At 55.6% G+C, this 23,125-nt stretch carries 24 protein-coding genes; 6 read left to right on the top strand and 18 right to left on the bottom strand.

What is annotated here, in order from left to right:
- Window positions 1–66 precede the first annotated feature (66 nt).
- The gene (locus QOY30_RS15110; RefSeq protein WP_283745446.1) at window positions 67–408 is read left to right on the top strand and encodes an SdpI family protein; all 342 of its coding nucleotides are present in this window, start codon (window positions 67–69) and stop codon (window positions 406–408) included.
- A 72-nt stretch (window positions 409–480) separates the two neighbouring features.
- Here QOY30_RS15110 and QOY30_RS15115 read toward each other — a convergent pair whose 3' ends face one another.
- The 3 genes from QOY30_RS15115 to QOY30_RS15125 form a co-directional block, all read right to left on the bottom strand.
- Window positions 481–1,281 (bottom strand): hypothetical protein, encoded by an 801-nt coding sequence (locus tag QOY30_RS15115; protein ID WP_283745447.1) that lies wholly within the window; start codon window positions 1,279–1,281, stop codon window positions 481–483.
- Between the two features lie 14 nt (window positions 1,282–1,295).
- Window positions 1,296–1,673, bottom strand: a complete 378-nt coding sequence (locus QOY30_RS15120; RefSeq protein WP_283745448.1) for a hypothetical protein — start codon at window positions 1,671–1,673, stop codon at window positions 1,296–1,298.
- A gap of 112 nt (window positions 1,674–1,785) precedes the next feature.
- Complete coding sequence (locus QOY30_RS15125; protein ID WP_283745449.1) at window positions 1,786–2,136, bottom strand: hypothetical protein; 351 nt, start codon at window positions 2,134–2,136, stop codon at window positions 1,786–1,788.
- A gap of 173 nt (window positions 2,137–2,309) precedes the next feature.
- Here QOY30_RS15125 and QOY30_RS15130 point away from each other — a divergent pair, with 173 nt between their 5' ends.
- Window positions 2,310–3,026 (top strand): response regulator, encoded by a 717-nt coding sequence (locus QOY30_RS15130; RefSeq protein ID WP_283745450.1) that lies wholly within the window; start codon window positions 2,310–2,312, stop codon window positions 3,024–3,026.
- Window positions 3,026–4,339, top strand: a complete 1,314-nt coding sequence (locus QOY30_RS15135) for an ATP-binding protein (RefSeq protein ID WP_283745451.1) — start codon at window positions 3,026–3,028, stop codon at window positions 4,337–4,339. Before QOY30_RS15130 ends, QOY30_RS15135 begins: the two co-directional genes overlap by 1 nt.
- 152 nt (window positions 4,340–4,491) lie before the next feature.
- On the opposite strand, the gene QOY30_RS15140 is transcribed toward QOY30_RS15135, so the two are convergent.
- Both QOY30_RS15140 and QOY30_RS15145 read right to left on the bottom strand, forming a co-directional pair.
- Window positions 4,492–5,820, bottom strand: coding sequence for a magnesium and cobalt transport protein CorA (locus QOY30_RS15140; protein ID WP_283745452.1), 1,329 nt, complete (start codon window positions 5,818–5,820; stop codon window positions 4,492–4,494).
- Between the two features lie 192 nt (window positions 5,821–6,012).
- Entirely contained in the window at window positions 6,013–8,262 is a 2,250-nt protein-coding gene (locus QOY30_RS15145) for a putative bifunctional diguanylate cyclase/phosphodiesterase (protein WP_283745453.1), read from the bottom strand.
- 201 nt (window positions 8,263–8,463) lie between these two features.
- Here QOY30_RS15145 and QOY30_RS15150 point away from each other — a divergent pair, with 201 nt between their 5' ends.
- On the top strand, window positions 8,464–9,324 hold the full coding sequence (locus QOY30_RS15150; RefSeq protein ID WP_283745454.1) for an HDOD domain-containing protein: 861 nt from the start codon (window positions 8,464–8,466) through the stop codon (window positions 9,322–9,324).
- A 263-nt stretch (window positions 9,325–9,587) separates the two neighbouring features.
- Here the strand turns inward: QOY30_RS15150 and QOY30_RS15155 are convergent, their stop codons facing one another.
- The 3 genes from QOY30_RS15155 to lptM form a co-directional block, all read right to left on the bottom strand.
- The gene (locus QOY30_RS15155) at window positions 9,588–10,013 is read right to left on the bottom strand and encodes a histone H1-like repetitive region-containing protein (RefSeq protein WP_283745455.1); all 426 of its coding nucleotides are present in this window, start codon (window positions 10,011–10,013) and stop codon (window positions 9,588–9,590) included.
- Between the two features lie 171 nt (window positions 10,014–10,184).
- A complete protein-coding gene (lysA, locus tag QOY30_RS15160) occupies window positions 10,185–11,432 on the bottom strand; it encodes a diaminopimelate decarboxylase (protein WP_283745456.1) in 1,248 nt (415 codons plus the stop codon).
- A gap of 2 nt (window positions 11,433–11,434) precedes the next feature.
- Window positions 11,435–11,620, bottom strand: coding sequence for an LPS translocon maturation chaperone LptM (gene lptM / locus QOY30_RS15165; RefSeq protein ID WP_283745457.1), 186 nt, complete (start codon window positions 11,618–11,620; stop codon window positions 11,435–11,437).
- Window positions 11,621–11,650: 30 nt separating this feature from the next.
- Between lptM and QOY30_RS15170 the strand changes: the two genes are divergently transcribed.
- Window positions 11,651–12,949 (top strand): TIGR02281 family clan AA aspartic protease, encoded by a 1,299-nt coding sequence (locus tag QOY30_RS15170; protein ID WP_283745458.1) that lies wholly within the window; start codon window positions 11,651–11,653, stop codon window positions 12,947–12,949.
- Window positions 12,950–12,962: 13 nt separating this feature from the next.
- Window positions 12,963–13,274 (top strand): iron donor protein CyaY, encoded by a 312-nt coding sequence (gene cyaY / locus QOY30_RS15175; protein WP_283745459.1) that lies wholly within the window; start codon window positions 12,963–12,965, stop codon window positions 13,272–13,274.
- Between the two features lie 212 nt (window positions 13,275–13,486).
- Here the strand turns inward: cyaY and QOY30_RS15180 are convergent, their stop codons facing one another.
- The 10 genes from QOY30_RS15180 to QOY30_RS15225 form a co-directional block, all read right to left on the bottom strand.
- Window positions 13,487–14,227 carry a M48 family metallopeptidase gene (locus QOY30_RS15180; RefSeq protein ID WP_283745460.1) on the bottom strand — a complete coding sequence of 247 codons (741 nt, stop codon included), beginning with the start codon at window positions 14,225–14,227 and terminating at the stop codon, window positions 13,487–13,489.
- The gene (locus QOY30_RS15185) at window positions 14,227–14,931 is read right to left on the bottom strand and encodes a lysophospholipid acyltransferase family protein (RefSeq protein ID WP_283745461.1); all 705 of its coding nucleotides are present in this window, start codon (window positions 14,929–14,931) and stop codon (window positions 14,227–14,229) included. Before QOY30_RS15185 ends, QOY30_RS15180 begins: the two co-directional genes overlap by 1 nt.
- The gene (gene gmhB / locus QOY30_RS15190) at window positions 14,928–15,461 is read right to left on the bottom strand and encodes a D-glycero-beta-D-manno-heptose 1,7-bisphosphate 7-phosphatase (protein ID WP_283745462.1); all 534 of its coding nucleotides are present in this window, start codon (window positions 15,459–15,461) and stop codon (window positions 14,928–14,930) included. The genes QOY30_RS15185 and gmhB overlap by 4 nt, the downstream gene beginning before the upstream one ends.
- Window positions 15,458–17,608: a glycine--tRNA ligase subunit beta gene (gene glyS / locus QOY30_RS15195; RefSeq protein WP_283745463.1), complete on the bottom strand. Its 2,151-nt coding sequence runs from the start codon at window positions 17,606–17,608 to the stop codon at window positions 15,458–15,460. Before glyS ends, gmhB begins: the two co-directional genes overlap by 4 nt.
- Window positions 17,605–18,666, bottom strand: a complete 1,062-nt coding sequence (gene glyQ, locus QOY30_RS15200; RefSeq protein WP_283745464.1) for a glycine--tRNA ligase subunit alpha — start codon at window positions 18,664–18,666, stop codon at window positions 17,605–17,607. Before glyQ ends, glyS begins: the two co-directional genes overlap by 4 nt.
- A 256-nt stretch (window positions 18,667–18,922) precedes the next feature.
- A complete protein-coding gene (locus QOY30_RS15205; protein WP_283745465.1) occupies window positions 18,923–19,465 on the bottom strand; it encodes a hypothetical protein in 543 nt (180 codons plus the stop codon).
- Between the two features lie 251 nt (window positions 19,466–19,716).
- The gene (locus QOY30_RS15210) at window positions 19,717–19,971 is read right to left on the bottom strand and encodes a GIY-YIG nuclease family protein (RefSeq protein WP_283745466.1); all 255 of its coding nucleotides are present in this window, start codon (window positions 19,969–19,971) and stop codon (window positions 19,717–19,719) included.
- 394 nt (window positions 19,972–20,365) lie between these two features.
- Window positions 20,366–20,779: a hypothetical protein gene (locus tag QOY30_RS15215; protein ID WP_283745467.1), complete on the bottom strand. Its 414-nt coding sequence runs from the start codon at window positions 20,777–20,779 to the stop codon at window positions 20,366–20,368.
- A 462-nt stretch (window positions 20,780–21,241) separates the two neighbouring features.
- The gene (locus QOY30_RS15220; protein ID WP_283745468.1) at window positions 21,242–22,009 is read right to left on the bottom strand and encodes a COG4705 family protein; all 768 of its coding nucleotides are present in this window, start codon (window positions 22,007–22,009) and stop codon (window positions 21,242–21,244) included.
- Between the two features lie 34 nt (window positions 22,010–22,043).
- The gene (locus tag QOY30_RS15225; protein ID WP_283745469.1) at window positions 22,044–23,093 is read right to left on the bottom strand and encodes a YncE family protein; all 1,050 of its coding nucleotides are present in this window, start codon (window positions 23,091–23,093) and stop codon (window positions 22,044–22,046) included.
- Window positions 23,094–23,125 lie beyond the last annotated feature (32 nt).

A 23,125-nucleotide genomic window follows, 5' to 3' on the forward strand; every position in this document is an offset into this window, starting at 1 on the left:
GGAAATCCGGAGCCATACCCGGTTGTTTGATTTTAGAGCGGCACCTACTTCTTTGGAGGAGTATCCATGATCGTTCCAATACCGTATGTCCACTGCGGAATCGGGTTGCTGACGGCCCTGACTTCCATTCCGCTGATCCTGAAGAAAGTCCCGATGAACCGGGTATATGGAATCCGCATCAGGAAGGCGTGCGCCTCGCAGCACAACTGGTACGAAATCAACGCGTATGGAGGCAAGCTGCTTTTCGCGTTCGGCATTTTTCTGCTTGCTTACGGATGGTTCAGCCTGGACTTCGTACCACCGCCGACCAGCCCCTGGACACCCGTGTTTCTGGTCTTGCCTCTGTTGGTCCTTGTACCTGTTCTTGCAATGCTCAACGCCTTTGCACGTCGCCTGCCGGACCAGTAACTTTCATGCAGGTATAAATTCTCAATGCAATGAATGCAACACCAAGGAATAACTTCTTCAGTTTCGTATTGATTAAAACATGCTGGAGACCATGCATCCGAAGCCGGAATCAGGGCTTCCCGCTGCGTACCCCTTCAGCAGGTAACCGCGCAGATAGACACTCGTGCCGATTTGGCGGCTGGCGTAGAGCGTGGCCTGCCGTTGTTCCGAAAGGATGGCCGAGGGCTTCTGAACATATTTATATTCCACCCCCATGCTCGTCTTGGTGTTGAAATTGTAGCTGCTCCCCACTGCCCCATAGTACACATTATTCAACACCAGTTGAGGCGAGCTTCCCAACACCTCATAACCGAACATCACGTTGGGAACAAAATCACCTATCCCCCGATAAGCGAACATTTGAACTGCATAGTCATTTTGACCGGTGCCCAATGCCGTGCTTGCCGTCCCAAATTTCACCCTTCCGGACAGGTCGATGCCGGAAACTTGCTCTTCCCCGGAATAAAGATTGTAGGTCAGCATGCTCACCACATCACCCAGGCCGGACTGGGTTGTGCGCCGTCTGCTAACCGTTGTGGTTGTTGAGGAATTTGCACCCTTCCCTCTGTAACCGCCGCTGGCGATTACCTCGCCGTCACCGGTGACTTGCAGATACGGCACTGTCAATTTCAATGACCACGGTCCGGTCGTGTAAAACGCCGTGACGGGAATCGTGACGATGTCGGTCGTCGAAGCGGTACCATACGTTCCCGACGTATGTTCGTAACCGGCAATTAGTCCGGCATACCGGTCTTCTTCTGCATGAGTTGCGCCAGCGGCAAGCTCTATCGTTGCCGCCAGCATGCATGCTATCCATTTGGTTTGGCATTTCATGCTATACCCCTTCATTATCGATTGCGTCCGCCGCCCCGGTTCATCGGGTCGCCTCGAAAACCAGCGGCACCGCCACCCGTACTTCCATCATGCTCCATGCGTGCGCGATATCCTTTTCCGTAGCCGCTATCGGCAGGTTTGATTTCCTTCTGATCAGCCTCGCTTTTTTCCGTCCCGTCACCTGTTACAGCGCCCTGCTTCTGCGCGCCGGATGTGGCATCTTTCACTTCTTGATCGAGTTGCAGACGATATTGTTCATATTCTGCCGGACTCATGGATTTCATCTGCTTATGATTGGCACCATACGCTTCTTCTGCCGCAGCCACCGCGGCGTACAGACCACAATACAGTGACATCGTCACGCTCAATATAATCATTCTGGTTTTTTTCATCTCTGCTGCCTTAATCTCGCGGCAGACCAACAATCTTGCGCGAATTGAAACCTGCGAATGGCCCGAGATCCCCAAGACGATGTCGCTCCATTCGCAGCTTCAATCCATCTGATCAGCGCCCCATACCCTGCCCGCCACCTGCCCCCTGCGGGCCATTTCCGCCGCCCTGGGAACCAGCTCCGGATCCGTCGCGCGCTTTCAGTCCGTTACCGTTTCCTGCCCCTTTTTCTTTGGAGGCTCGCACTGCAGCTCGCTGCTCTGTGGTCATTTCAGTCCGCTTCTGGGCCCGGTATTCTTCCCGCTCCTGTTGCGTCATGTCTTTGGTTTCTTCACGGTGCTGCGCGCGGACCGTTTCGCGATCCTGTACCTGATTGGCAACTGGCTCATCCGCAGCAAAACCCGATCCGGTTACGACCAGCCCTAAAGCCAGTGCAATACGGGGCAATATCTTCTTCGTGTTCATGATGATCTCCTGTCGATTGTTTTATTTCGTCAAAATCAGGCGTGTCCTGATGGATGCATGGTGCGACAAGGCTGTTGCCAAACGATTTCCGTTTTGCAGCAAGTTGTAACGATGTGTTACAGGAAAGCTTCCGCCTGTGACAGAGCAAATCCACCTCATGTATAGTGGACTGCATGGATACCAAACATATTCTGGTAGTGGATGACGATGCAGGCTTGCGCGAACTTCTGCAGGAATATCTCACCGCGCAAGGTTATCAGGTGGCAACCGTCGCCGACGGCATGGCAATGGATGCGCATCTTGCCGCTCATGTTGCGGATCTCGTCATTCTCGATCTGATGTTGCCGGGTGAGGACGGCTTGGCACTGGCCCGAAAATTGCGGGCGCAGGGTGATATGCCCATCATCATGCTTTCGGCACGCGGGGAAGATGTGGATCGTATCGTGGGCCTGGAAGTGGGTGCGGACGATTATCTCGCCAAACCCTTCAATCCGCGCGAACTGCTGGCTCGCATTCGCGCCTTGCTGCGCCGCAGCGACAGTACTCCGCGTGCCAGTCTTGAAACAACAAAACAGAGCACCTACCGGTTCGGCGACTTCCTGTTGAACGTCGACACGCATGATTTGCACAGGAACGGAATGAACGTTCCGTTGACCGCGGGGGAATTCAACCTGTTGCACGTATTTGTCGAGCATCCCAATCGCGTTTTGAGCCGTGACATTATTATGGATCTGCTCAAGGGTTATGAACGCTCTCCTTTCGATCGCAGCATCGACGTGCAAGTCACCCGGTTGCGCCGCAAGATCGAGGATGATCCAAACTCGCCCATGTATATCCGTACCGTTTGGGGGACCGGGTATCTGTTTGCACCCGGCGGCAACAGTCAATAATGATAAGCGCGCACCGTTCCCGTTCGTTGTTTCGCAGCATTGCATCCACGATAGCGTCCGCGCTTCTGATATTTCAGTTGATCCTGATCGCTGCCACTCTGAATTACGTGATGCTGCCGATGGCAAAGCGGTCTGCGGACGATCTGGCTGCACTACTGGTGTTGTCGGCACAAACCTGGGTCGAGCTTCCGCCCGAGACACGCAAAGACTTCGAACTTGAGTTGGCCAACAAACACCAGTTCATGCTGTTTGAAGATGCCGCCATATTGCCGCCCCGAAAGGGCTTTTACCCCTATTTGGCACTGCTGGACAATGCGCTGACATCTCGAACCGGCGAACCGGTATCAATCAAGGTGACCCATATTGATACCACCTGGTTTTGGGCCGAGATACATACGGGCGGCAAACTGATCCGTATCGGTTTTCCAAAGGATCGCCTCAATATGGATCCACCTTCGATGTTGTTGTTGGCACTGGTTGCAACAGTTGCGTTTACCCTGCTCACCGCGCTGGTACTTGCACGGCGGGTCACCAAGCCCCTGACGCATTTTTATGCCGCGGCCCAACGCATCGGGGAAGGGAGCATTCCCGAGTCGTTTCCGGAGACGGGTATTAGTGAACTTTCGGGTCTGGCCTCCACATTCAATAAACTGGCGCTGCAGGTGCGCGAGCTGCTCGCCAACCGCACCACGATGCTGGCCGGCATCTCGCATGATCTGCGCACGCCGCTGGCGCGTATGCGCCTGGCGATTGAATTGCTGCCTGAAAGCACCGATCCTAAGCTGGTGGCCCGCTTACAGCATGATGTGGAAGAAATGAATCAGCTCATCGGTCAGTTTCTCGTTCTGAGCCGTGAATTGCATAAAGAACCCGCGCAACAGGTTGATGTCAGCCTGCTGCTGGGAGAATTGGCAGACAATGCCAGGAATGAGGGTGCAGACGTGAAATTTCGCACGCGCGACAATGCTGTTTTATCTGCAGGCCCCATGGCATTGCGCAGGATACTGAACAATCTCCTCAGCAATGCCGTTCATTACGGCGCCAACAAGCCGGTGGAAATCGATCTTTCCCTGAAGGACAATCTTGCGGTAATTCGTATACTGGACAGGGGCAACGGCATTCCGGCGCAGGAACTCGAAAATGTTTTTCATCCCTTTTACCGCGTGGAATCCTCGCGTAGCAATTCCACTGGCGGAAGCGGACTGGGACTTGCCATTGCCCGCCAATTGGCGGATGCCAACGGCTGGAAGATTGAGCTCCTTCCCCGCCCCCTCGGTGGCACCGAGGCAAAGCTGTCCATCCCCCGCGATTAGTTATCGTGCCAACTGCCGATCCGGACGGCATTGCTGACACTCAGGGCGTATCGGATGGGAAGGGAGGCTGCCATACGAATGGCGAGTTCAGAGCGTGTACTGCAGTTCCATCGCACAATGTGCCATACGGCCCAACACGTCATCCACAAGGGTTATTTGTTCAGCCGAAGTTTCTCGCGCTTCTCGGCAAGGCGCAGCAATTCGAATGTGATCCACGCGACGATCACCATGCCGACGGCAAACGCGGCATAGGAGATCGGCCAGGGTATGCCCTGTGTCATCATGGAAAATTCGGACATACCGCCGATGCCGGCAATCACGTTGAGCGGCATGAACACGACGCTGAGCACCGTCAGCCGCTTGATGACCTTGTTCTGGTTAATATTGATGAAGCCGACGGTGGCATCCATCAGGAAGTTGATCTTGCCGAACAGGAAGGTGGTATGCCCGTCCAGCGATTCGATGTCGCGCAGGATCTGCTGCGCGTCGTCCAGCTGGTGGCGCTCGATGACCCGGCTACGCATCAGGAAGGAAACCGCGCGGCGGGTATCCAGCACGTTGCGGCGGATGCGCCCGTTCAGGTCTTCCTCCTGGCCGATATCCGCCAGCATCCTGGCCGCCTCTTCGTCGGTCATCTGTTTGCTCAGCACATGGCTGCCGACTCTCTCCAACCCCTGATAGACATCTTCGAGCGCATCAGCCGAGTATTCGACATCCGCCGCATAGAGATCAAGCAGCACATCGCGCGCGTCGGAAACATAGTTCGGCTGGGAGAAGGCGCGCAGGCGCTGCAAGCGGAACACGGGCAACTCTTCCTTGCGCACCGAGAACAGGATGTCCTGATGCAGGATGAAGTTCACTCCCACGTTGCGCGACACATCTTCCTTGTCGAGCAGGAAGTCGGAACGCAGATGTATCTCGCCGTTCTCTTCCACATAAAAACGCGCACTGGATTCGAGATCGCTCACCCGGTCCGGATCGGGCAGTTCGATGCCATAAGCCTCGCCGACCCAGGCGCGCTCCTCGAAAGACGGGTCGACCATGTCTATCCAGATCGGTTTGGCGCTAATCAGATCTTCCTGAGTACTGACGAGTATCTCGCGCATGCGGCCTTCGAACAGTTCGAAGGCCTTGATACGGGAACGATCATTCTTGAACGCCCGTTTACCCAGGGAATGGAGAATGGAAGCCGAGACATCCGGCAGCACCTGTTCCTTGCGCCGCTCGTCGATCTGGTCCCAGATGAACAGCTGGTCTGCATCCGGCAGGATTTCCAGCAATTCGGCGATCTCGGCGGGTGCCATCTCGCTCAGCAGCAACTGGATGCGCGCCAGATTCTGTTTCCGCACCAGTGTTTCAACCAGATCATGGTGGGGCATGTCCTGTTTATGCACCATTTCTTCGGTCACTCTGCGCTTCTCCAATAGAGTCAGCACAGCCTGACGATGGTTCTGGTTCTGAATGTTAGGCTCGTTCGGCATGGGGTAAATTATAGCCTTACAACTGTTGAAGGATCGGACACATTTCGTCGGAGGATTGAACTGGTCGATGCCCCGCATTAATCCCTCAAGTTCAATCGATGTGTAAGAAATCGGACGGGTGGTAAGCGGTGCAAGGATCTTATATTCCCCGGGTTTGGCAACGAGCTTCCTGATCCGTCAGGCTTTCACCACTCAGCTGAACGGTTCGCTGTTCCACTTTTCCAGCCAGGCGGGCAACGCGCTGGCTCGCATGGGCCGGGCAATTCCATAGCCTTGCCCGTATTCGCAACCCATTTCCACCAACTCGCGGAACAGTTCTTCCGATTCCACGCCCTCGGCCACGATCCTGCGGTCGAACGCTTTGGCCAGTGCGATGACCCCTTGCACGATCGCCCTGTCTCCCTTGTCGTGCATCATGTCGCGAATGAAGGATTGGTCGATCTTGAGCGTATCAACCGGCAAGCGTCCCAGATAAGACAGCGAGGAATAGCCGGTGCCAAAATCATCCAGAGCGAAACTGATGCCCAGCTTGCGACAACGCTCAATGGTGTCGCTGACTCTGGGAATATCCTCCAGTGCGGCCGTCTCCAGCACTTCGATCTGCAGGCAGCCTCTCGGCAGATCCGGATAACGCAGCATTTTGCGCTTCATCTTCCAGGCGAAATCCTTCGCTTGCAGATGGCGCGCCGAGATGTTGATGCTCAGCTCCATCGGTAACCCGGCAAAATGCCATCGCTCCAGTTGAGTGAGTGCCGTCGCGACAACCCAGTCGCCCAACTCAACCTCCAGGGTAGTCCCCTCGATTTCGTGCAGGAATTCGGAAGGCGCGAGCATTCCGCGCTCCGGATCGTGCCAGCGGATCAGGGCTTCAGCCCCGACCGGATGCAACGAACGCATGTCGACTTTGGGCTGGTAATACAGTTCGAATTCGTTTCTCTCCAGTGCAAGTTTGAGCCTCCGCAACAATTCGTGATGAGTGCGCGCCCGCTGGTCGTTCTCTGCATCGTAGAGATAGTAGCGGTTCTTGCCGGACTGTTTGGCGGTGTACATGGCCTGATCCGCATGCCGCAACAGGGTATCCGCATCGTGATCGTCGCCAGGGTAGGTCGCAACACCGATGCTGGCGCTCACCTCGAACAGCTTATTCCTGATCTCGATCGGTTGGCTGATCGCTTCCAGCAAGCGGTTCAGGCTGGCCGAACACTCTTCCGCCGCGTGCAGTCCAAGCAGCAGCACGGCAAACTCGTCACCGCCCAGACGCGCTACCGTATCGTCTTCCCTGATCGATCCCTTGATACGCTTGGTCACCTCGATCAACACCTTGTCGCCCGCCTCATGACCCATCGTGTCGTTGACGAATTTGAACCCATCCAGATCAAGATAACAGACAGCAAGAATAGATCCTTCCCGTTTGCTGTGCGCCAATGCCTGTTGCAACCGGTCAGCCAACAACAGACGGTTGGGTATGCCTGTCAGCGCATCAAAATGCGCGATGTGCTCCAGTTGTTTCTCGTGCTGCTTGATCAGCGTGATATCGGTAAATGTGCCTACCATGCGCAGGTGGGCTGCAGCGTGCCGTATGGCAGTACCCCGGCAGAGCAGCCATTTCCAGCTACCATCCTTGCATGCCACGCGCATTTCCGAAACGTAATGCCCGCCATTGCGCTTGAGATAGTCCTGCAGTTCGTCACTGACCCTGAGTTCGTCGTCGGGATGGATGATCCTGAAAAATTGCTCGGCATGTTCCCCGAACTCTCCGTCGTCATACCCCAATATCTCGGCGAAACGCCTGGAGTAGTGAAACTCTCCCGTTTCCGGCGTCCAGTCCCACACCGCATCTCCGGAACCTTCCAGCGCATGGCGCCAGCGCTGCTCTGTCAGGCGCTGCACTTCCTGTTCACCTTCACTCGTGGTCTTGGATTCCTTGAATGTCTGGTAATTCTCGAGCACAAAGGACAGCGCGATCAGATAGAGACAAGTAGAGAATATGTCGAAGCGGGAATAACCCGTGTCGACATACGGCAATACATGGACAGCCACGATACTCAGCAGGATGATGCTCAGCCAGATGCGTCCGGCATTGCGCCCTTTAAGAAAGAACGCCCCGGACAACAGCAGGAAAAAGAGCGACAGTCGCATAGTGTTGTAGGGCGCCAATAGATAGACGGCCATGAACAGAACGAACGAAAGCACCAGCACGGTGGAGCTCACCTGTTCGACCTTGCCCGGGTAGCGGTACAGATAAACCAGAAAAGCCAGACAAAGCCCGGCAAAACCGAAATCGATCATCCCCATCGTCGCACTGGCTTGCCAGCGTATGAAGCCCATCAGGAAAGCGGCCGTTCCATTGAGGAAGAGCACGCTGTTCAGGAATTTCAGCTTGTATCTGTGATTCCGTTCCATATCGGACGCATCCGAATTGAACGTTTCGAATTTTTTCATCGAAGCGAATCTCTCCTGCCCGGACCATACCGGACTTAGATTATTTTTTTCCGCCCGAAAGCGTGTGGATATTGCACTTGTCGGACAGAATTCGTCTTCGATGCTGAAAACTCATAGCCAGCGAAACGGGACGTGTGCTATTTTCCGACCTTGTTGATTTACATATCATCGCAGTAATATTACCACGCACCCGACACGGAAATGACCGATAGCTCATCCACACCGGATCCACTGCTTGAACACGCACTACTGGATATCGGCATCCCCCCTTGCCCGGAGATCCTTGTTCGAATCATGGCGGAGATGGATAAAGAAGAACCCGATTACCATCGCCTGAGCCATATCATCAGCGCCGATGTCGCCCTTGCAGCAGGACTCATCAAAACGACCAACTCGCCTTTTTTTGCACGCTCGCAACGTGCGCGCTCCGTGCACGATGCACTGACAATTCTCGGTCTCAGGGCCTCCAGCCACACTATCGCCGGTATTATTCTGCGCAACATTTTTCCCAGCACGCCGAACCTGACACGCTTCTGGGATGCCTCGGCACGCAAGGCACGGCTTTGCGCCTGGTTGGCCCACAAGCTGGATATCCACGGATTCAATGCGGACGATGCCTACACTTTCGGTCTGTTCCACGATTGCGGTATCCCGATTCTGATGTCCCGCTTTCCAAGTTATAGGGACGTATTGGGGCAGGCGAACCGCGACAGCCTGCATGAATTCACGGCTTCGGAAGATTCACTGATCAAAACCAACCATGCCGAAGTCGGCAGTGCACTGGCACAAAGCTGGTGGCTTGATGCAGACATGTGCCTGTCCATCCGCAACCATCACAGCCTGAAGGCATTAGCCCCGGATTCGACTTTATCGAAACCCAACCGGCTGTTCATCGCGACCGTGCATTTCGCTGAACACTTCTCCCAACAGCAACTGGGTCTGGATATGACGCAGGAATGGTCAAAATTCGGCGTAGCTTGCCTGGAAACACTCCAGATCGACGAAGACGATATGGAATTTTTGTATTCCGAGGCAAAGCAGGTAGTCGCTCTGCTGGATTAACCCGGACCATCGCAACTCCTTCAATACCCCGATCCACTTTCGATCGGCGAATCGCCGACGCCATGCCATAAAAAATTAATAACAATAGAGAGATAGCTTATACGCGCCGCTTTCAAAGCATGCGTAATAAAGGGAGGTAAGCGGGCACGGTTCGCTGAAGAGGCTCAACAAACACTAAATGAAACGCACTGCACTCCGTACAAAACGGAGTCCGCAGAAAGGGCGAAACGCAACGACCCGGCGCCCGCCCCAATCTACGAAGCTTAGGCGCCGAGGATGCCTTTTCCTGCAGCAGGAGCGGATTTCTTCGCTACGGCTTTCTTGGCAGGTTTTTTCGCTGCTGCTTTTTTCGCTGCCGGTTTCTTGGCGGCTACTTTTTTAGCGGCTGGCTTCTTTGCTGCCACTTTTTTCGCTGCCGGTTTCTTGGCGGCTACTTTCTTGGCGGCTGGCTTCTTTGCTGCCACTTTTTTCGCTGCCGGTTTCTTGGCGGCTACTTTTTTAGCGGCTGGCTTCTTTGCTGCCACTTTTTTCGCTGCCGGTTTCTTGGCGGCTACTTTCTTGGCGGCTGGCTTCTTTGCTGCGGCTTTCTTGGCGGCCGGTTTTTTAGCTGCTGCGACTTTTTTAACAGCTGGCTTCTTTGCGGCAGCCTTCTTGGTAGTGGTGCTTTTTGCTTTGGTTGTTGCAGCCATTTTCATTCCTTATAAAAATTGATGGACTAACCAGTTAAAATTTTCGTGCACCAACTGCACTCCCGATGCGCCTTTCTACAGCTTGAAATCTCCCAACACGCACGGTGGCTGCATTCTATGCGCGATTAAAAAAAATGCGCAACACTTTTATGCATATTTCGCGAAATAATTTCACGCGATGATTTTCTCTGCAGCGTAGAGCTGGCTTACTGTTTCGCGTTCCCGAACCAGGTGCACGACCGAGCCGTCAACCATCACTTCGGCTGCCCGAGGACGGGAATTGTAGTTGGAACTCATGCTCATTCCGTATGCGCCAGCCGACATCACAGCAAGCGCATCTCCTTTATCCACGGCCATCTCGCGGGCATGACCAAAAAAATCCCCGGTCTCGCAGATCGGCCCGACCACGTCGTATTGCTGTGTCTCACCCTCTCTTTTTCGAACCGGCAGGATGGCGTGCCAGGCATCGTAAAGTGCCGGACGCATGAGGTCGTTCATCGCAGCATCGACGATCGCGAAGTTCTTTTCTTCTCCATGCTTGAGGTACTCGATGCGCGTAAGCAGTACCCCGGCATTGCCGACCAGCACCCGGCCAGGTTCGACGATGATCTTCTCGGAACGCCCTTGTAGCGCGCCCAGCAGGGCTTTTGCATACTCGGCGATAGAGGGAGGAGTCTCGTCGTCGTAGCGGATACCGAGACCGCCTCCCAGGTCGAGATGCTCCAAAACAATGCCGGAGGCAGCCAGCAGATCCACCAGTGCCAGCACTTTTTCCGCCGCCGCGATGAACGGGCTGGTCTCGGTGAGTTGCGAACCGATGTGGCAATCCATGCCGGTTACTCGCAAATGCGGCATGGCAGCAGCCTTGCGATATAGTGCCAGCGCTTCGGTGTAGGCCACACCGAACTTGTTCTGCTTGAGCCCGGTCGAGATGTAGGGATGGGTCTTGGCATCCACATCGGGGTTCACGCGCAAACTGATCGGCGCGACCTTGCCCATGCTGCCCGCAACCATATTCAGGCTATCCAGCTCTGACGAAGATTCAACATTGAAACAAAGTATTCCGGCCTCAAGTGCCTGCCGCATCTCGGCTTCGCTCTTGCCTACGCCGGAGAAAACCACTTTGTTCGCGGTACCTCCCGCCGCCAGCACACGCTGCAATTCTCCGCCGGAAACGATATCGAAGCCGGCGCCCAGACGCGCAAACAGATTGAGGATGGCAAGGTTGGAATTGGCCTTCACCGCATAGCAAATGAGATGCTCGCGGCTCTTGAACGCTTTGGCGAACTGGCGATAGCCGTCGGTCAGGGCGGCCCGCGAATAGACGTAGCACGGTGTTCCGAAACGCCGGGCGATGTCTTCCAGTGGCACGTTTTCGGCGAACAGGCGGTCTTGCTGATAGCTAAAATATTCGTTCATGATCATTTTTTGGTTTCGGGATTTTCGGCAGAGGGTTGCGCCGGAACAACTTGAGAAGCAGCCTGTGGAGCAGTTTGGGGGGCGATTTTCGGCGGCGGCAAGAACAGCGGAGCTTTGCGCCCGCAGCCTTGCAGCATGAGTACCAACAGCAACATAATGCCAAGGATGCGCATGACTTTATCTTTCATAATGTTTGGAATCGGAACGGGCGGGATTATATGATGGAAAGTCCAGGCAACGAACCGGACAGCGCGCTGTTCGCTCGTATCCGGAAGTTAGTAAACGAACGCGGGGTGGACATTCGCCAGAATCTGAACGGCAATGCACTGCACCTGGATTTCGCCGATGGCCAGCGCATCCTCGTCAACATCGACGCGCAAACGAATAACGTATGGCTGGCGGCACGTTCCGGTGGCATTGAATTCATCCATTGCGACAGCACCTGGCGCGCTCATGACCAGAGCGAACTGTTCGCCAGACTGCGCGAGCTCATTGAACAGGCTATTGTCAGCAATCCGATCAATGCTCGCGCACCTGCCCAACAGACCCTACGCCCTGCTCCCGTCTATCTTTATGAAGCCAGGAAGAATCACAGCCTGCGCAATGTGCTTATCATCCTGCTGGCAGTTACTGCCGGCTTCTGGGCAGCACAAAGATTCAACCGCCCGCAAGTTTCGGCCGATACCGGATCAAGCAAGCAAACACAGTCCCGGAGCAAATTGGACTATCCGTGCGAAAGCAGCTTCCCTGCCAATGGCAGCATCGCCCTGTTTGCCGAAGGTGGCCTGCGCGCCGACAATCCGAACGATCCCGAGATCACCCTAAGAAACGATCATGCCCATCCCGCGCTTCTGATCTTCTCTGCACCGAATACCGCCATTCCCCTCTTGTCGGTGCTGGTTCATGCAGGGCAGAGTACCTCACTGCACCTGCCACCCGGACTGTACGACATGATGTTCAGCGTCGGCACCACATGGTGCAATCCGCATAGCGGTTTCTCGGAGGGGCGCTTGCTTAAGTTCGACAAACCCCTGGCTGTGCAGACGGACAAACCGGTACAGCTCGCCATACAGTCGTCCGGAACAGGGATGGAGGATTTTCAGTTGTTCGTCAAAACAACCAGTCCCGAGGTGATCGCGCCAGCGCCGACTTTCAACGGCGACGGCAGCATGGAGGTACAACGTCGGGCGAACGGGCATTTCTACCTGCCCGGCACCATAGACGCGATACCGGTCACCTTCATGGTGGATACGGGCGCTTCGGTCACTTCCATCTCCGGCGAGCTCGCGCGCCGGGCCGGTATCCGCAACTGCAAGAAAGTGCAGTTCCAGACTGCAAACGGTGCAGCGAACGGATGTATCGCACTTGTGCCTCACATGACCGTCGGTAACTTTACAATGGAGAACATCACCGTGGCCGTGATGAACAACCTGGAAACCAACCTGCTCGGCGCCAACGTGCTGCGCAATTTTCAAATCAGCCAGAACGACAGCAGCATGCTGATCGGACGGCGTTAACCAAGGACTACACATGACTGAGAGTGAATTCAACGAACTGGCCGATGCCGTATTCCAGCGCATCGAACTGGCAATAGACGATGCAGATGCGGATATCGATTACGACAGCAACGGCACGGTACTGGAAATGGAATTTGCGGACGGCAGCAAGCTTATCGTCAACCGCCATGTGCCGAACAGGGAGATCTGGCTGGCCGCAAAATCCGGCGGATTCCATTACGCACTGGAAAACGAGCGCTGGTTCAGCCAGCGCGACGGCAGCGAACTTTTCGCCAAATTAAGCGAACTGGTAAAACTGGGAACAGGGCAACATCTGGATTTCTAGCTAAAGCGCCGGTTTGGCGAACAACGCTGAACGAGTTATTGGTAATAGATGAAGTGCCAAGCGAAAGGGATTCGGTGTGTCGAAACTTCAGTCATCTGGGGGAGGAGACTACTGTGTATCGCTTCCTCTCCGCTTGGCAAGACGGACTCTAAAGCCATTTTAGTCATTTTGGAATGCGTCATATTGTCGCAGGCAACATGCGCCCTGTTTTGCTACTCCGCCACCCCGTAGCTGCGCAATTCCGCTCGGCACTGTTTGTAGTCCGGACATGCGCTTTCCACAACGCGCCAGAACGCAGGCGAGTGGTTCATCTCGATCAGGTGCGCCAGCTCATGCACCACCACGTAGTCGATCAGGTGCAACGGCATCTTCACCAGTTGCCAGTTCAGCCGCACCACGCCCTGCACGGTGCAACTGCCCCATTGGGTGCGTGCCGCCGTCAGCTTGATCTCCCGCGGCGACACTTGCAGCAATGGCGCGAAATGCGCCACGCACTCTTCGAATACCCGCAACGCTTCGTTGCGATACCAGAGCGTCACTGCCTTTTCAATTTGCGCCGCCTCCGCCTCCACGCCGACCGGTACGTGCAATACCTCGCCGTGCAATTGCGGCGCGGCCCCGCGCGATCTGGGTGTCAGCGTTACAAGGAATTCTTCGCCGCGGAACGGGATGCGCGCGCCTTCTGCCCAGAATATTGGCGGGGCCTTCTTGGATTGCCAGCCGTCGAGTTTTTCGACTACCCATTCTGCCTTGTCCTGCAGCACGCTGTGCAGCCATTTTTCGGAAGCACGCAAGGGCGCGTTGACGGTCAGGCCGCGGTCGTCGATACGCAGGCTGATGCTGCTGCGGTAGCCGCTGCGCTTGAGGGTGAAACTGATTTCTTTACCGGACAGGTGGATGTTGCGTTGTTCAACGACAGGTGGAGGACCTTTTCGACGTAATGCTTTGAACATCAGTCGAGCCTGATCATTTCAGCCTCTATCCAGTCCTCCACGCGGCGGTTGATCTCTTCCGCCTTGAGGCCCGCCGGATCGATGGGCTGTCCGATACTCATGACGATGGTGCCGGGATGTTTCAGGAAGGAGTTGCGCCCCCAGAACTTGCCTGCATTGTGGGCCACCGGCACCACGGGGGCGCCGGAGCTTACCCCCAGCATCGCGCCGCCGATCTTGTACTTGCCGCGCACCCCATAGGGCATACGCGTGCCTTCGGGAAAGATGACCACGCAGAAGCCGCTCGCCAGCCTGGCCTTGCCCTGTTCCAGCAATTGCCGCATGGCCTGCTTGCCTTTGCTGCGGTCGATTGCGATCGGGCTGGTCAGCGCCAATCCCCAACCGAAGAACGGCAACCAAAGCAATTCTCGCTTGAGTACCCACACCTGGTCGGGAAATACCGTCTGCAGGGAAAAAGTCTCCCAAGCAGACTGGTGTTTGCACATCACGATACACGGCTGCTGCGGGATGTTCTCCGCACCGCGCACTTCCATGCGGATACCGCAGATCGCGCGCAACAGCCATATCGTGCTGTAGGCCAGACCGGTGGCGACGCGATAGCGCGTGTGCGGTTTGAGCGGGAAGGTGAGGAAAAACAACGATGCATAGATCGGCGTCCAGACCAGTTGCACCAGGAAAAATATCAGCGAACGTATGAACGTCATACCAGTGTCGCCACCACGGCCGCCAGATCGGGGTAGATCAAAGTACCCTCGGGCAAACAGCCTTTGGCCTGTGTCTTGCCGCCCTTGCCCGTGAGCACGAGAATAGGCTGCGCTTCGATGCGCGCCGCCGCTTCCAGATCACGCAACGAATCGCCCACCGCGGGTACACCTTTCAGGCTGACACCGTAACGCGCGGCGATCTCTTCGAGCATGCCGCTCTTGGGCTTGCGGCAACCGCAATTTGCATCATTGGTATGTGGGCAAAAAAACACCGCATCGATGCGTCCGCCCAATTGCGCGCACGCCTTGTGCATCTTGTCGTGGATGGCGTTCAGCGTCGGCATGTCGAACAGACCGCGCCCGATGCCGGACTGGTTGGTCGCCACCACCACGCGATAATCGGCCTGGGTCAGGCGCGCGATCGCTTCCAGGCTGCCGGGAATGGGCTTCCATTCGTCCGGATTCTTGATGAACTGGTCGGAGTCGAAATTGATGACGCCGTCGCGGTCGAGAATGATGAGTTTGCTCATGCTGCCAGTTTCGAGATATCCGCAACCTGATTCATCAGGCCGCCGAGTTGCTTGAGCAGCAACGCGCGGTTGATACGCAACTTCTGGTCTTCAGCCATGACCATCACCTGATCGAAGAAATCGTCGACAAACGACTTGAGCGTCACCAGCGCCTTCAGATTCTGCCCGTATTCGCCGCGGATAAAATAGCCCTGCACGAACGGCGCGATATCCGTCATCGCCTGGTGCAGGTTGCGTTCGGCATCATCCGTCATCAGACCCGCATCGAATGTCGCGCTCGCCATCGTCGCGCCAAGCTCCTCGTGGTTCTTGCGCATGATGTTCTGCACGCGCTTGTTCGCTGCCGCCAGGTCCTTCGCCACATCCATCGCAGCGAAGCCGCGCACGGCCTGCAAGCGCGGCATCACCTCGTGCAGACGGCCGTTCAACACGGCCAGCACGGCCTCGATATGCGATATGTCGAAACTGCGATCACGCAGATAGCCGCGCAGGCGATCCATCATGAAACCTTCCACATCCGCCGCGACTGTCGTGCTCAACATCCCCTTGGGGAAATTTTCCGCCGTCGCGTTGAGCAGAGCCGGCAATGGCAGGTCGAGCGGCGTCTCGATCAGGATGCGCAGGATACCCAGGGCCTGGCGCCGCAAACCGAACGGGTCCTTGTCGCCGGTCGGGACTTGTCCGATTCCATAGATACCGACTATCGTTTCCAGTTTGTCCGCCAGCGCCACCGAGCATGACACCGCCCCCATGGGTAACGAGTCTCCGGCGAAACGCGGGTGGTAATGTGCCTCGATGGCGTTCGCCACTTCCAGCTCTTCGCCGTCGTGAAAGGCGTAGTAGCGCCCGATGATGCCCTGCAGCTCGGGAAACTCGCCGACCATGTCGGTGATCAGGTCGGCTTTGCACAAGCGCGCCGCCAGTTCCGCATTGGCTTTATCCGCCTGCAACAGACGAGCGATAATCCCGGCCAGCGTGGTGATGCGTTCGACGCGCTGCAACTGCGAACCCAGTTTGTTGTGATAAACGACTTTGCCAAGTTTCTCGACGCGCGATTCCAGCTTCTGTTTGCGATCCTGATTGAAGAAGAAGCGCGCATCGGACAAACGCGGGCGCACCACGCGCTGGTTGCCTTCGATGATGTGATGCGGATCGCTCACCTGCATGTTAGACACGATGAGAAACTTGTTCAGTAGCTTACCGGTGCCTGCGTCCAGCAGCGGGAAATATTTCTGGTTCTGCTGCATGGTGAGGATCAGGCATTCCTGCGGAACGTCGAGGTATTCCTTCTCGAACTCGCCGACATACACCTCCGGCCATTCAACCAGCCCTGTCACCTCGTCCAGCAACGTGCTCAGCACACCGCGCTCTTCGTTGGACATGGAGAGCAGTTTTTCCAGGTCGAAATTGGCGTGCCCTACCCAGATCGCCGCGTTCTGCTCGGACAGGTCGTCCAGGCGCGCCACGATGCTTTCGCGACGTCGCGCAAAACTGGCGATTACGCGCCCGTCACGCGCAAGGATTGCTTCGTAGTCGTCCGCATTGTCGATCGTGACCCGTTCGCTGCACATGAAACGGTGGCCGCTGGTGACGTTACCGCTGGTCAGCCCCAGAACCTCCACCGGTACGATACGTTTGCCGTGCAGCACCACAAAGCCATGCACCGGACGCACGAACTGATGCTCCGAATCGCCCCAGCGCATCAGTTTGGGCACCGGCAGCTTCTTCAGCGCCTGGGCAACCATCTCCGGCAGGTGCTCTTCCAGCGACTTGCCCTTCTGTTCAACACGAGCGATGAAGTATTCCGTCTTGCCGTCGCCCAAGCGCTGCAACTGCGCCAGCGTGACATTGGCCGAGCGCATGAACCCTTCCAGTGCCTTGGTCGGCGTGCCAGCGGCATCCAGTCCGGCACTGACCGCCGGACCTTTGCGTTCGATGACGCGGTCGGCCTGCTGCGATTCGACTTCGGTGATGCTGATCGCGAGGCGGCGCGGCGTGGCATAGGGCGTGCACACGCTGTTTTCGCTCAGCAAGGCCTGCTCTTTCAGGGCAGCAAACACTTCGTTCGCAAAAGTGGTGGAGAGTTTTTCCAGCACCTTCGGCGGCAACTCTTCCGTGAGCAGTTCGATCAGTAACGTCGCTTTCATTTCTTGCCCCCGATCCTTGCCATCGGGAAACCCAATGCTTCGCGCGAATCGTAATATGCCTGGGCCACTTGCCGCGCCAGAGCGCGCACTTTGCCGATGTAGGCCGCGCGTTCGGTCACCGAGATCGCACCGCGCGCATCCAGCAAGTTGAAGGTATGCGAGCACTTCATCACCATCTCGAAACCGGGCAGCGGCAGCCCTGCATCCATCAGGCGCTTCGCCTCGGATTCGTATTCATTGAAATGACGGAACAGCATCTCGACGTTGGAATGCTCGAAGTTGTATTTGGACTGCTCGACTTCGTTCTGGTGATACACGTCGCCGTAGGTGATGACCGTGTCGCCGTTCTTCGTCCACACCAGGTCGAACACGTTCTCCACGCCCTGCAGGTACATGGCCAGACGCTCCAAACCGTAAGTGATCTCACCGAGTACCGGCTTGCAGATCAGCGAACCGACTTCCTGGAAATAGGTGAACTGCGTCACCTCCATGCCGTCCAGCCACACTTCCCAGCCCAGCCCCCAGGCGCCCAGCGTCGGCGATTCCCAATCGTCCTCGACGAAGCGGATATCGTGCTCGCCGGTGTTAATGCCCAGCGCGCGCAGGCTATCGAGATAGAGTTCCTGGATATTGTCGGGAGAAGGTTTCAGTACCACCTGGTACTGGTAGTAATGCTGCAAGCGGTTGGGGTTCTCTCCGTAACGACCGTCTTTCGGGCGGCGCGAAGGTTGCACGTAGGCAGCGCGCCAAGGCTCGGGTCCGATCGCGCGCAGGAAGGTTGCCGTATGGAACGTGCCTGCGCCGACCTCGATATCGTAGGGCTGCAACAACGCGCAGCCCTGCTTGTCCCAGAATTGCTGCAGCGTCAGGATGACTTGCTGAAAAGTCGGCCCTTGGCCGACTTTCGGTGAAGACTCATGCGCAGGGCGCGTGATGTCGGAACCAAAACTCCGTTGGGGTGAAGACTCATGCGCAGAGCGCGTGATGTCGGAACCAAAACCCCGTTGGGGTGAAGACTCATGCGCAGCGCGCGTGACGTCGGAACCAAAGGTTTGCATATGCTCGATAACCGCCAGTATTTGCGAAAGGCCGCATTTTACGGGTTCCCGCGTGTTACGTCACGCCGCAATATCCCCGTGGCGGGCGCCGGGAACGTAATTCGTACCTGTTAAGTAACGTTGCCCCAAGCAAGCAGGCGATACAGCATGGCAGCGCCCGGCCCCTTGGAAAAAATAGCCGGAATCGCCCCGGTATTCAAGCGCCGCAAAAAACAAGCGGTTCCTCGCTCCAAAGGAACCGCTTGCCGTTGCGTGTTTAGAACTGATAAACAGCAGAAGCAAGTGCGCTCAGGTTGTTGTAGCCTGCATCGTATGGATATGCACCCCCACCAAAATTGACCGTGGTGTTGACCGTGACCGTCGAAAGCCGTGCTTCAGCACGGAACAGCAGGTTCTTCACCCACGGTGTCTGCCACTGCACACCGCCGAATATTTCCAAGCCGGAGCCCTTGCTTTGTGAGCTCGCGCCACCCACAGAATAGGTCGGGCCACTAATGGAAATAAAGCCGGCGCCAACGTAAGGAAGCGCCGGATAGCGGGCGATATCGAACGGTTTGTCGATCAGATATGTGCCGCGAATTTCGGTTATGGTGAAGCTATTACCGCTGCTCAAGCCGATCGATGCGCCAACGTTATCGCTAAACCAGTGCCCAAGCGACGCCCCGATCGTGGAATTGTTCACGTCGACCGTAGCCGCGACTTCGTTCGTATCGGCCACGTGCCTAACCTCTGCGTGCGCCGATGCTGCCGCCAACAATGCACCCGCCAGAGCAACGGAAACCACCAAATTTTTTTTCATGCAAACTCCTCATTGTTTGAAATAACCAGGGATGCGCCGAACCAGTTTGTCCTTTTCCGACGGAAAAGAAAATCGTCCGGAACCTCCCTTAAATCAGTCTACTCCCATCCTGTTGGTTGCGATGGGTGTTTGATTCTTCCAGAAGTGACCGGAAAGTTGAAGAAAAACGATATGGTGCGGCCTTTACGCAACAGAGCTGGCAACCCGGTCGGCTCACGGCATCTATTGCGAGTCAAGATTAAGGCTATGCATCAGCAAAACAGCGCAAGCTTGTCCGCGCGCGGCAAGGACTTGATCTCCCGCTCGCGCTTCAACGCGGAGGACTTGTCGGCGCAGGGCTCCTGGTAAACCAAAGTGACCGGGGTGCGGCCGCGGGTATATTTGGCGCCTTCGCCAGAGTTATGGGCGGCGAGGCGTTTGCTTAGGTCGTTGGTTATACCGCAGTAGAGGGTGTTGTCGGTGCATTGGAGGAGATAGCAGACCCAGGTGTTGTTCTTTGGTTTCATTTTTTAAGTACCTGATGACCGTTCGCCCTGAGCTTGTCGAAGGGTGGGCGAAGCCCGCTGGTTACAGCCGTTCGTGCTGAGCCTGTCGAAGCATGAACCTTCCTCTAAACCAACACCGTCGGGAGTAGCCCGACAGCTAGTCACTTTTTCTTGCTTCGCCAAAGAAAAAGTAACCAAAAAGAAGGCGACCCCGGTTTGCCGCCCCTTCGGGGTTCCCTGCGTTGCTCGACTGGTCAGGCTTCCTCATAAACTCGCACGATCCGCTGCGCGTCCACGTGCTCAAACATATTCGTCAGAATTCCCTGACCAGCCTGCGCTACTCGGCGGCGCACAGGGGAAGGAAAAGCAAAAATTCAAAACCACCGCGTGGGCACTGCGTGCCCACCCTACTTGGCTAATGTCTCACCCCAATAAGCACAGCTTCTAAATCCTTGAGTACGACATCTTGCTTGCTTCCAGAGTCGCTACGCATGATGGCTACCATGCGTGTGAACGTAGCACGCTGTTCAGCAGTGTTCATGGTGGCACCAAGTCTCTCGAATTCAGCGAACGCTGCAATTGCAGCAACTGATCCATACAAACAGATACGAGCTTTTGCATCGGCTGTCTTGGCAAACATTTCACGAGCTTCCGGCGATTTGGGCTGAATTCCTAGATTCGCCAGATCGCAGACACTTTTCAAGTAGTCAGTGTAGGACTTTGTTCGCAGATCTCGGTGATACTTCTGACTGTCGAGGTGACGCGTAAAAAAGTACTGAAGCGATCCACCTGCAACGATACCAATCAATGAAAATATAGCTGCACTCATGCCCACCTCCGATAAGAGAACCAATTATAGACGTAGCAGTCGAGTAGGGTGGGCACGCAGTGCCCACGCGGTGTTTTAGATTTTGCTTTTCTATCCCCTGTGCGCCGCCTCGATATTTCACCAGCAAGCGGAGGTTTAGGCGAGCACTGTTTGAGCTCCGCAGTGGGGCACGGTTTGTGTGCCCCGCCAGGGCGAGTTGCGCAGCCCCGCTTGTTGGTGAAATATCGAGGCGGCGCACCGGGGTCGCCTTTTCTTTGGTTACTTTCTTTTGGCGAAGCAAAAGAAAGTAACTTGCCGCAGGGCAACCCCCGGCAAACTATGCGTCCAGTCATGCATGGTTCGACAAGCTCACCACGAACAGCTTCAGCTGTAGGGCTACTCCCAACGTTGTTGGGTTTAAAAGTAAAAGGGGATGTGCGGCAATGCATCAACCATGCAGTCGAGTAGTGTGAGGGTGAAAATTTAACGAGTTATCTCTTGAGCTTTTCCGGCGCGCTGCCGGAAAAGCAGGATACAGGCAATCATTATCGCCATGAGCACTGCCGAGGCTGAATACCGGTCCAGTGCAAGGCCGCCCGCATTCAGCGGTTTGTCGAGAAAATCGCCCACGACAGCCCCCAGCGGCCGGGTAAGAATGAACGCAGCCCAGAACAGCACAGTCCTGGAAATACTTGTCCAGTAGTAGGCTGCGGCCACCACTCCCAGCAGGATGCTGAAGATCATCGTCCCGCCGCCGTATCCAAGCCCTGCGGTGTCGGCCGTCCAGTCTCCCAGTGCGGTCCCCAGGGTCTGGGAAAACATGATCGTTATCCAATAAAACATTTCAACTTTCGGGGTGCTCACTGTCTCAACCGAAACAGAGCCCAGCGATCTGTGCCAGACAACCAGTGAGCCCATCAAGAGGGCAAACAGCAAAGTCGTTCCTCCGGCATAGCCGATACCCAGCGAACGGTCTGCGAAATCGGCCAGGGTCGTCCCGACGGTTGTCGTGGCAATGATGGTTGCCCAGTACAGAAACGGATGAAAGCCTTTCGCCCGGATCTGTGCGATCACGGCAACAATAAACACTGCCGCGAAAATTGCTGTACCGACAAGGTAGCCCAGGTTCATCGACATGGATACTGCATCGCCGCCGGTCTCGCCCAATGTGGTGGCAGCGATCTTGATGATCCAGAATATCAAGGTGACTTCCGGAACCTTGCTCAAGGTGTGTTCAGCGGAATTATTCATTGGGATTCAACACAGTTTATTGATTTTCGATACATCAAGGATACGATGAAATGACCAGCACAACGAAACTGCGCGGAATGATTGCCGGCCTCGGTTTCGGCTGCTCTGCCGATGCTGGCGGAGTCTTGCCAAATGAAGCCGTCACAAGATAGGCACGATGCTTGACCGCATCATAAGCCATGGTCCGCGCCCCCTTTTGCGTCTTGATATTTTTCAATACGGAAAAATGGTCCGGGTCATCTTCCTTGACTGCGGTCAATGTTCCGTCTCCGTTCGAGCTGAAAGCGATTCCCAGGTCTTGGTCAAAGGCCGCCGAGTCAGGACCTTCGCCAATGGCGACTTCGGAAATAATTTTTCCGGTGACAGAATCCAGTATGACCATTTTCCTGTTGGCGCAGACCGAGAACAGCCGGTCATGCTGGCGATCGATTGCCAATCCGGTGGGCTCAACTCCATTGCCCAACGAGTAACTTCCGAGAACCTTGTTGGAGACACCATCAATCACAGCGATTTCATTTTTATCTTCGATATTCACAAATACCTTGCCCGCATTGTCGCTGACTGCCAGTTCCGGCTTCCCGGGCAAAGCAATCGTATCGATTTCCTTGAGCGATAGCGCATCAATTACTGTGGCGTTGGCCGAGCGGCCATTGAAAGTGAATATATGTTTTGACTTCGGTTCGTACAGAATCACATCCGGATTCAAACCGGAAATATTGATGGTTGCAATGACCTTCAGCGTGGCCAGATCGAATGCCGTGACTGAGTTGCTTTTGCCGTTACTGGTAAACCCGGTATTCAAATCATCCGCGAGTGCGATGCCATGCACGCCGTCCGTACCGGGAATTTCTCCAATGACTTTTCCTGAGTCGGTATCAACAACCTGAACATGGGTAAACCTGCTGATAAACAGGCGATGACGCTGTGCATCAAAAGCGAGCAGATCCCATTTTTCATCGCCGCCAACGTGGTAGCGATTGGCCAGTTTGAATTCGACATTTGCAGCGGGTTGAGCCGACTGGGCTGCAAGACTGCCCAAAAGGCAAACAAAGAAAATAGCTCGAATCAGTGTTTTGATATGCATATTGTTTTCCAAAAAATTATCGCCAGAAGATC

Origin of the sequence: Sideroxydans sp. CL21, from assembly GCF_902459525.1 — a bacterium.
Taxonomy (GTDB): domain Bacteria; phylum Pseudomonadota; class Gammaproteobacteria; order Burkholderiales; family Gallionellaceae; genus Sideroxyarcus.

Excerpts from the sequence above, each read along its gene's own strand:
- QOY30_RS15130 (WP_283745450.1), top strand. The coding sequence starts at position 2,310 with ATGGATACCAAACATATTCTGGTAGTGGATGACGATGCAGGCTTGCGC.
- QOY30_RS15180 (WP_283745460.1), bottom strand. The coding sequence starts at position 14,227 with ATGTTCAAAGCATTACGTCGAAAAGGTCCTCCACCTGTCGTTGAACAA.
- QOY30_RS15210 (WP_283745466.1), bottom strand. The coding sequence starts at position 19,971 with ATGAAACCAAAGAACAACACCTGGGTCTGCTATCTCCTCCAATGCACC.
- QOY30_RS15150 (WP_283745454.1), top strand. The coding sequence starts at position 8,464 with ATGACCGATAGCTCATCCACACCGGATCCACTGCTTGAACACGCACTA.
- QOY30_RS15225 (WP_283745469.1), bottom strand. The coding sequence starts at position 23,093 with ATGCATATCAAAACACTGATTCGAGCTATTTTCTTTGTTTGCCTTTTG.
- QOY30_RS15145 (WP_283745453.1), bottom strand. The coding sequence starts at position 8,262 with ATGAAAAAATTCGAAACGTTCAATTCGGATGCGTCCGATATGGAACGG.
- QOY30_RS15135 (WP_283745451.1), top strand. The coding sequence starts at position 3,026 with ATGATAAGCGCGCACCGTTCCCGTTCGTTGTTTCGCAGCATTGCATCC.
- glyS (WP_283745463.1), bottom strand. The coding sequence starts at position 17,608 with ATGAAAGCGACGTTACTGATCGAACTGCTCACGGAAGAGTTGCCGCCG.
- QOY30_RS15125 (WP_283745449.1), bottom strand. The coding sequence starts at position 2,136 with ATGAACACGAAGAAGATATTGCCCCGTATTGCACTGGCTTTAGGGCTG.
- QOY30_RS15120 (WP_283745448.1), bottom strand. The coding sequence starts at position 1,673 with ATGAAAAAAACCAGAATGATTATATTGAGCGTGACGATGTCACTGTAT.
- QOY30_RS15205 (WP_283745465.1), bottom strand. The coding sequence starts at position 19,465 with ATGAAAAAAAATTTGGTGGTTTCCGTTGCTCTGGCGGGTGCATTGTTG.
- QOY30_RS15140 (WP_283745452.1), bottom strand. The coding sequence starts at position 5,820 with ATGCCGAACGAGCCTAACATTCAGAACCAGAACCATCGTCAGGCTGTG.
- lysA (WP_283745456.1), bottom strand. The coding sequence starts at position 11,432 with ATGAACGAATATTTTAGCTATCAGCAAGACCGCCTGTTCGCCGAAAAC.
- gmhB (WP_283745462.1), bottom strand. The coding sequence starts at position 15,461 with ATGAGCAAACTCATCATTCTCGACCGCGACGGCGTCATCAATTTCGAC.
- QOY30_RS15170 (WP_283745458.1), top strand. The coding sequence starts at position 11,651 with ATGATGGAAAGTCCAGGCAACGAACCGGACAGCGCGCTGTTCGCTCGT.
- QOY30_RS15215 (WP_283745467.1), bottom strand. The coding sequence starts at position 20,779 with ATGAGTGCAGCTATATTTTCATTGATTGGTATCGTTGCAGGTGGATCG.
- QOY30_RS15220 (WP_283745468.1), bottom strand. The coding sequence starts at position 22,009 with ATGAATAATTCCGCTGAACACACCTTGAGCAAGGTTCCGGAAGTCACC.
- lptM (WP_283745457.1), bottom strand. The coding sequence starts at position 11,620 with ATGAAAGATAAAGTCATGCGCATCCTTGGCATTATGTTGCTGTTGGTA.
- glyQ (WP_283745464.1), bottom strand. The coding sequence starts at position 18,666 with ATGCAAACCTTTGGTTCCGACGTCACGCGCGCTGCGCATGAGTCTTCA.
- QOY30_RS15115 (WP_283745447.1), bottom strand. The coding sequence starts at position 1,281 with ATGAAATGCCAAACCAAATGGATAGCATGCATGCTGGCGGCAACGATA.
- QOY30_RS15155 (WP_283745455.1), bottom strand. The coding sequence starts at position 10,013 with ATGGCTGCAACAACCAAAGCAAAAAGCACCACTACCAAGAAGGCTGCC.
- QOY30_RS15110 (WP_283745446.1), top strand. The coding sequence starts at position 67 with ATGATCGTTCCAATACCGTATGTCCACTGCGGAATCGGGTTGCTGACG.
- QOY30_RS15185 (WP_283745461.1), bottom strand. The coding sequence starts at position 14,931 with ATGACGTTCATACGTTCGCTGATATTTTTCCTGGTGCAACTGGTCTGG.
- cyaY (WP_283745459.1), top strand. The coding sequence starts at position 12,963 with ATGACTGAGAGTGAATTCAACGAACTGGCCGATGCCGTATTCCAGCGC.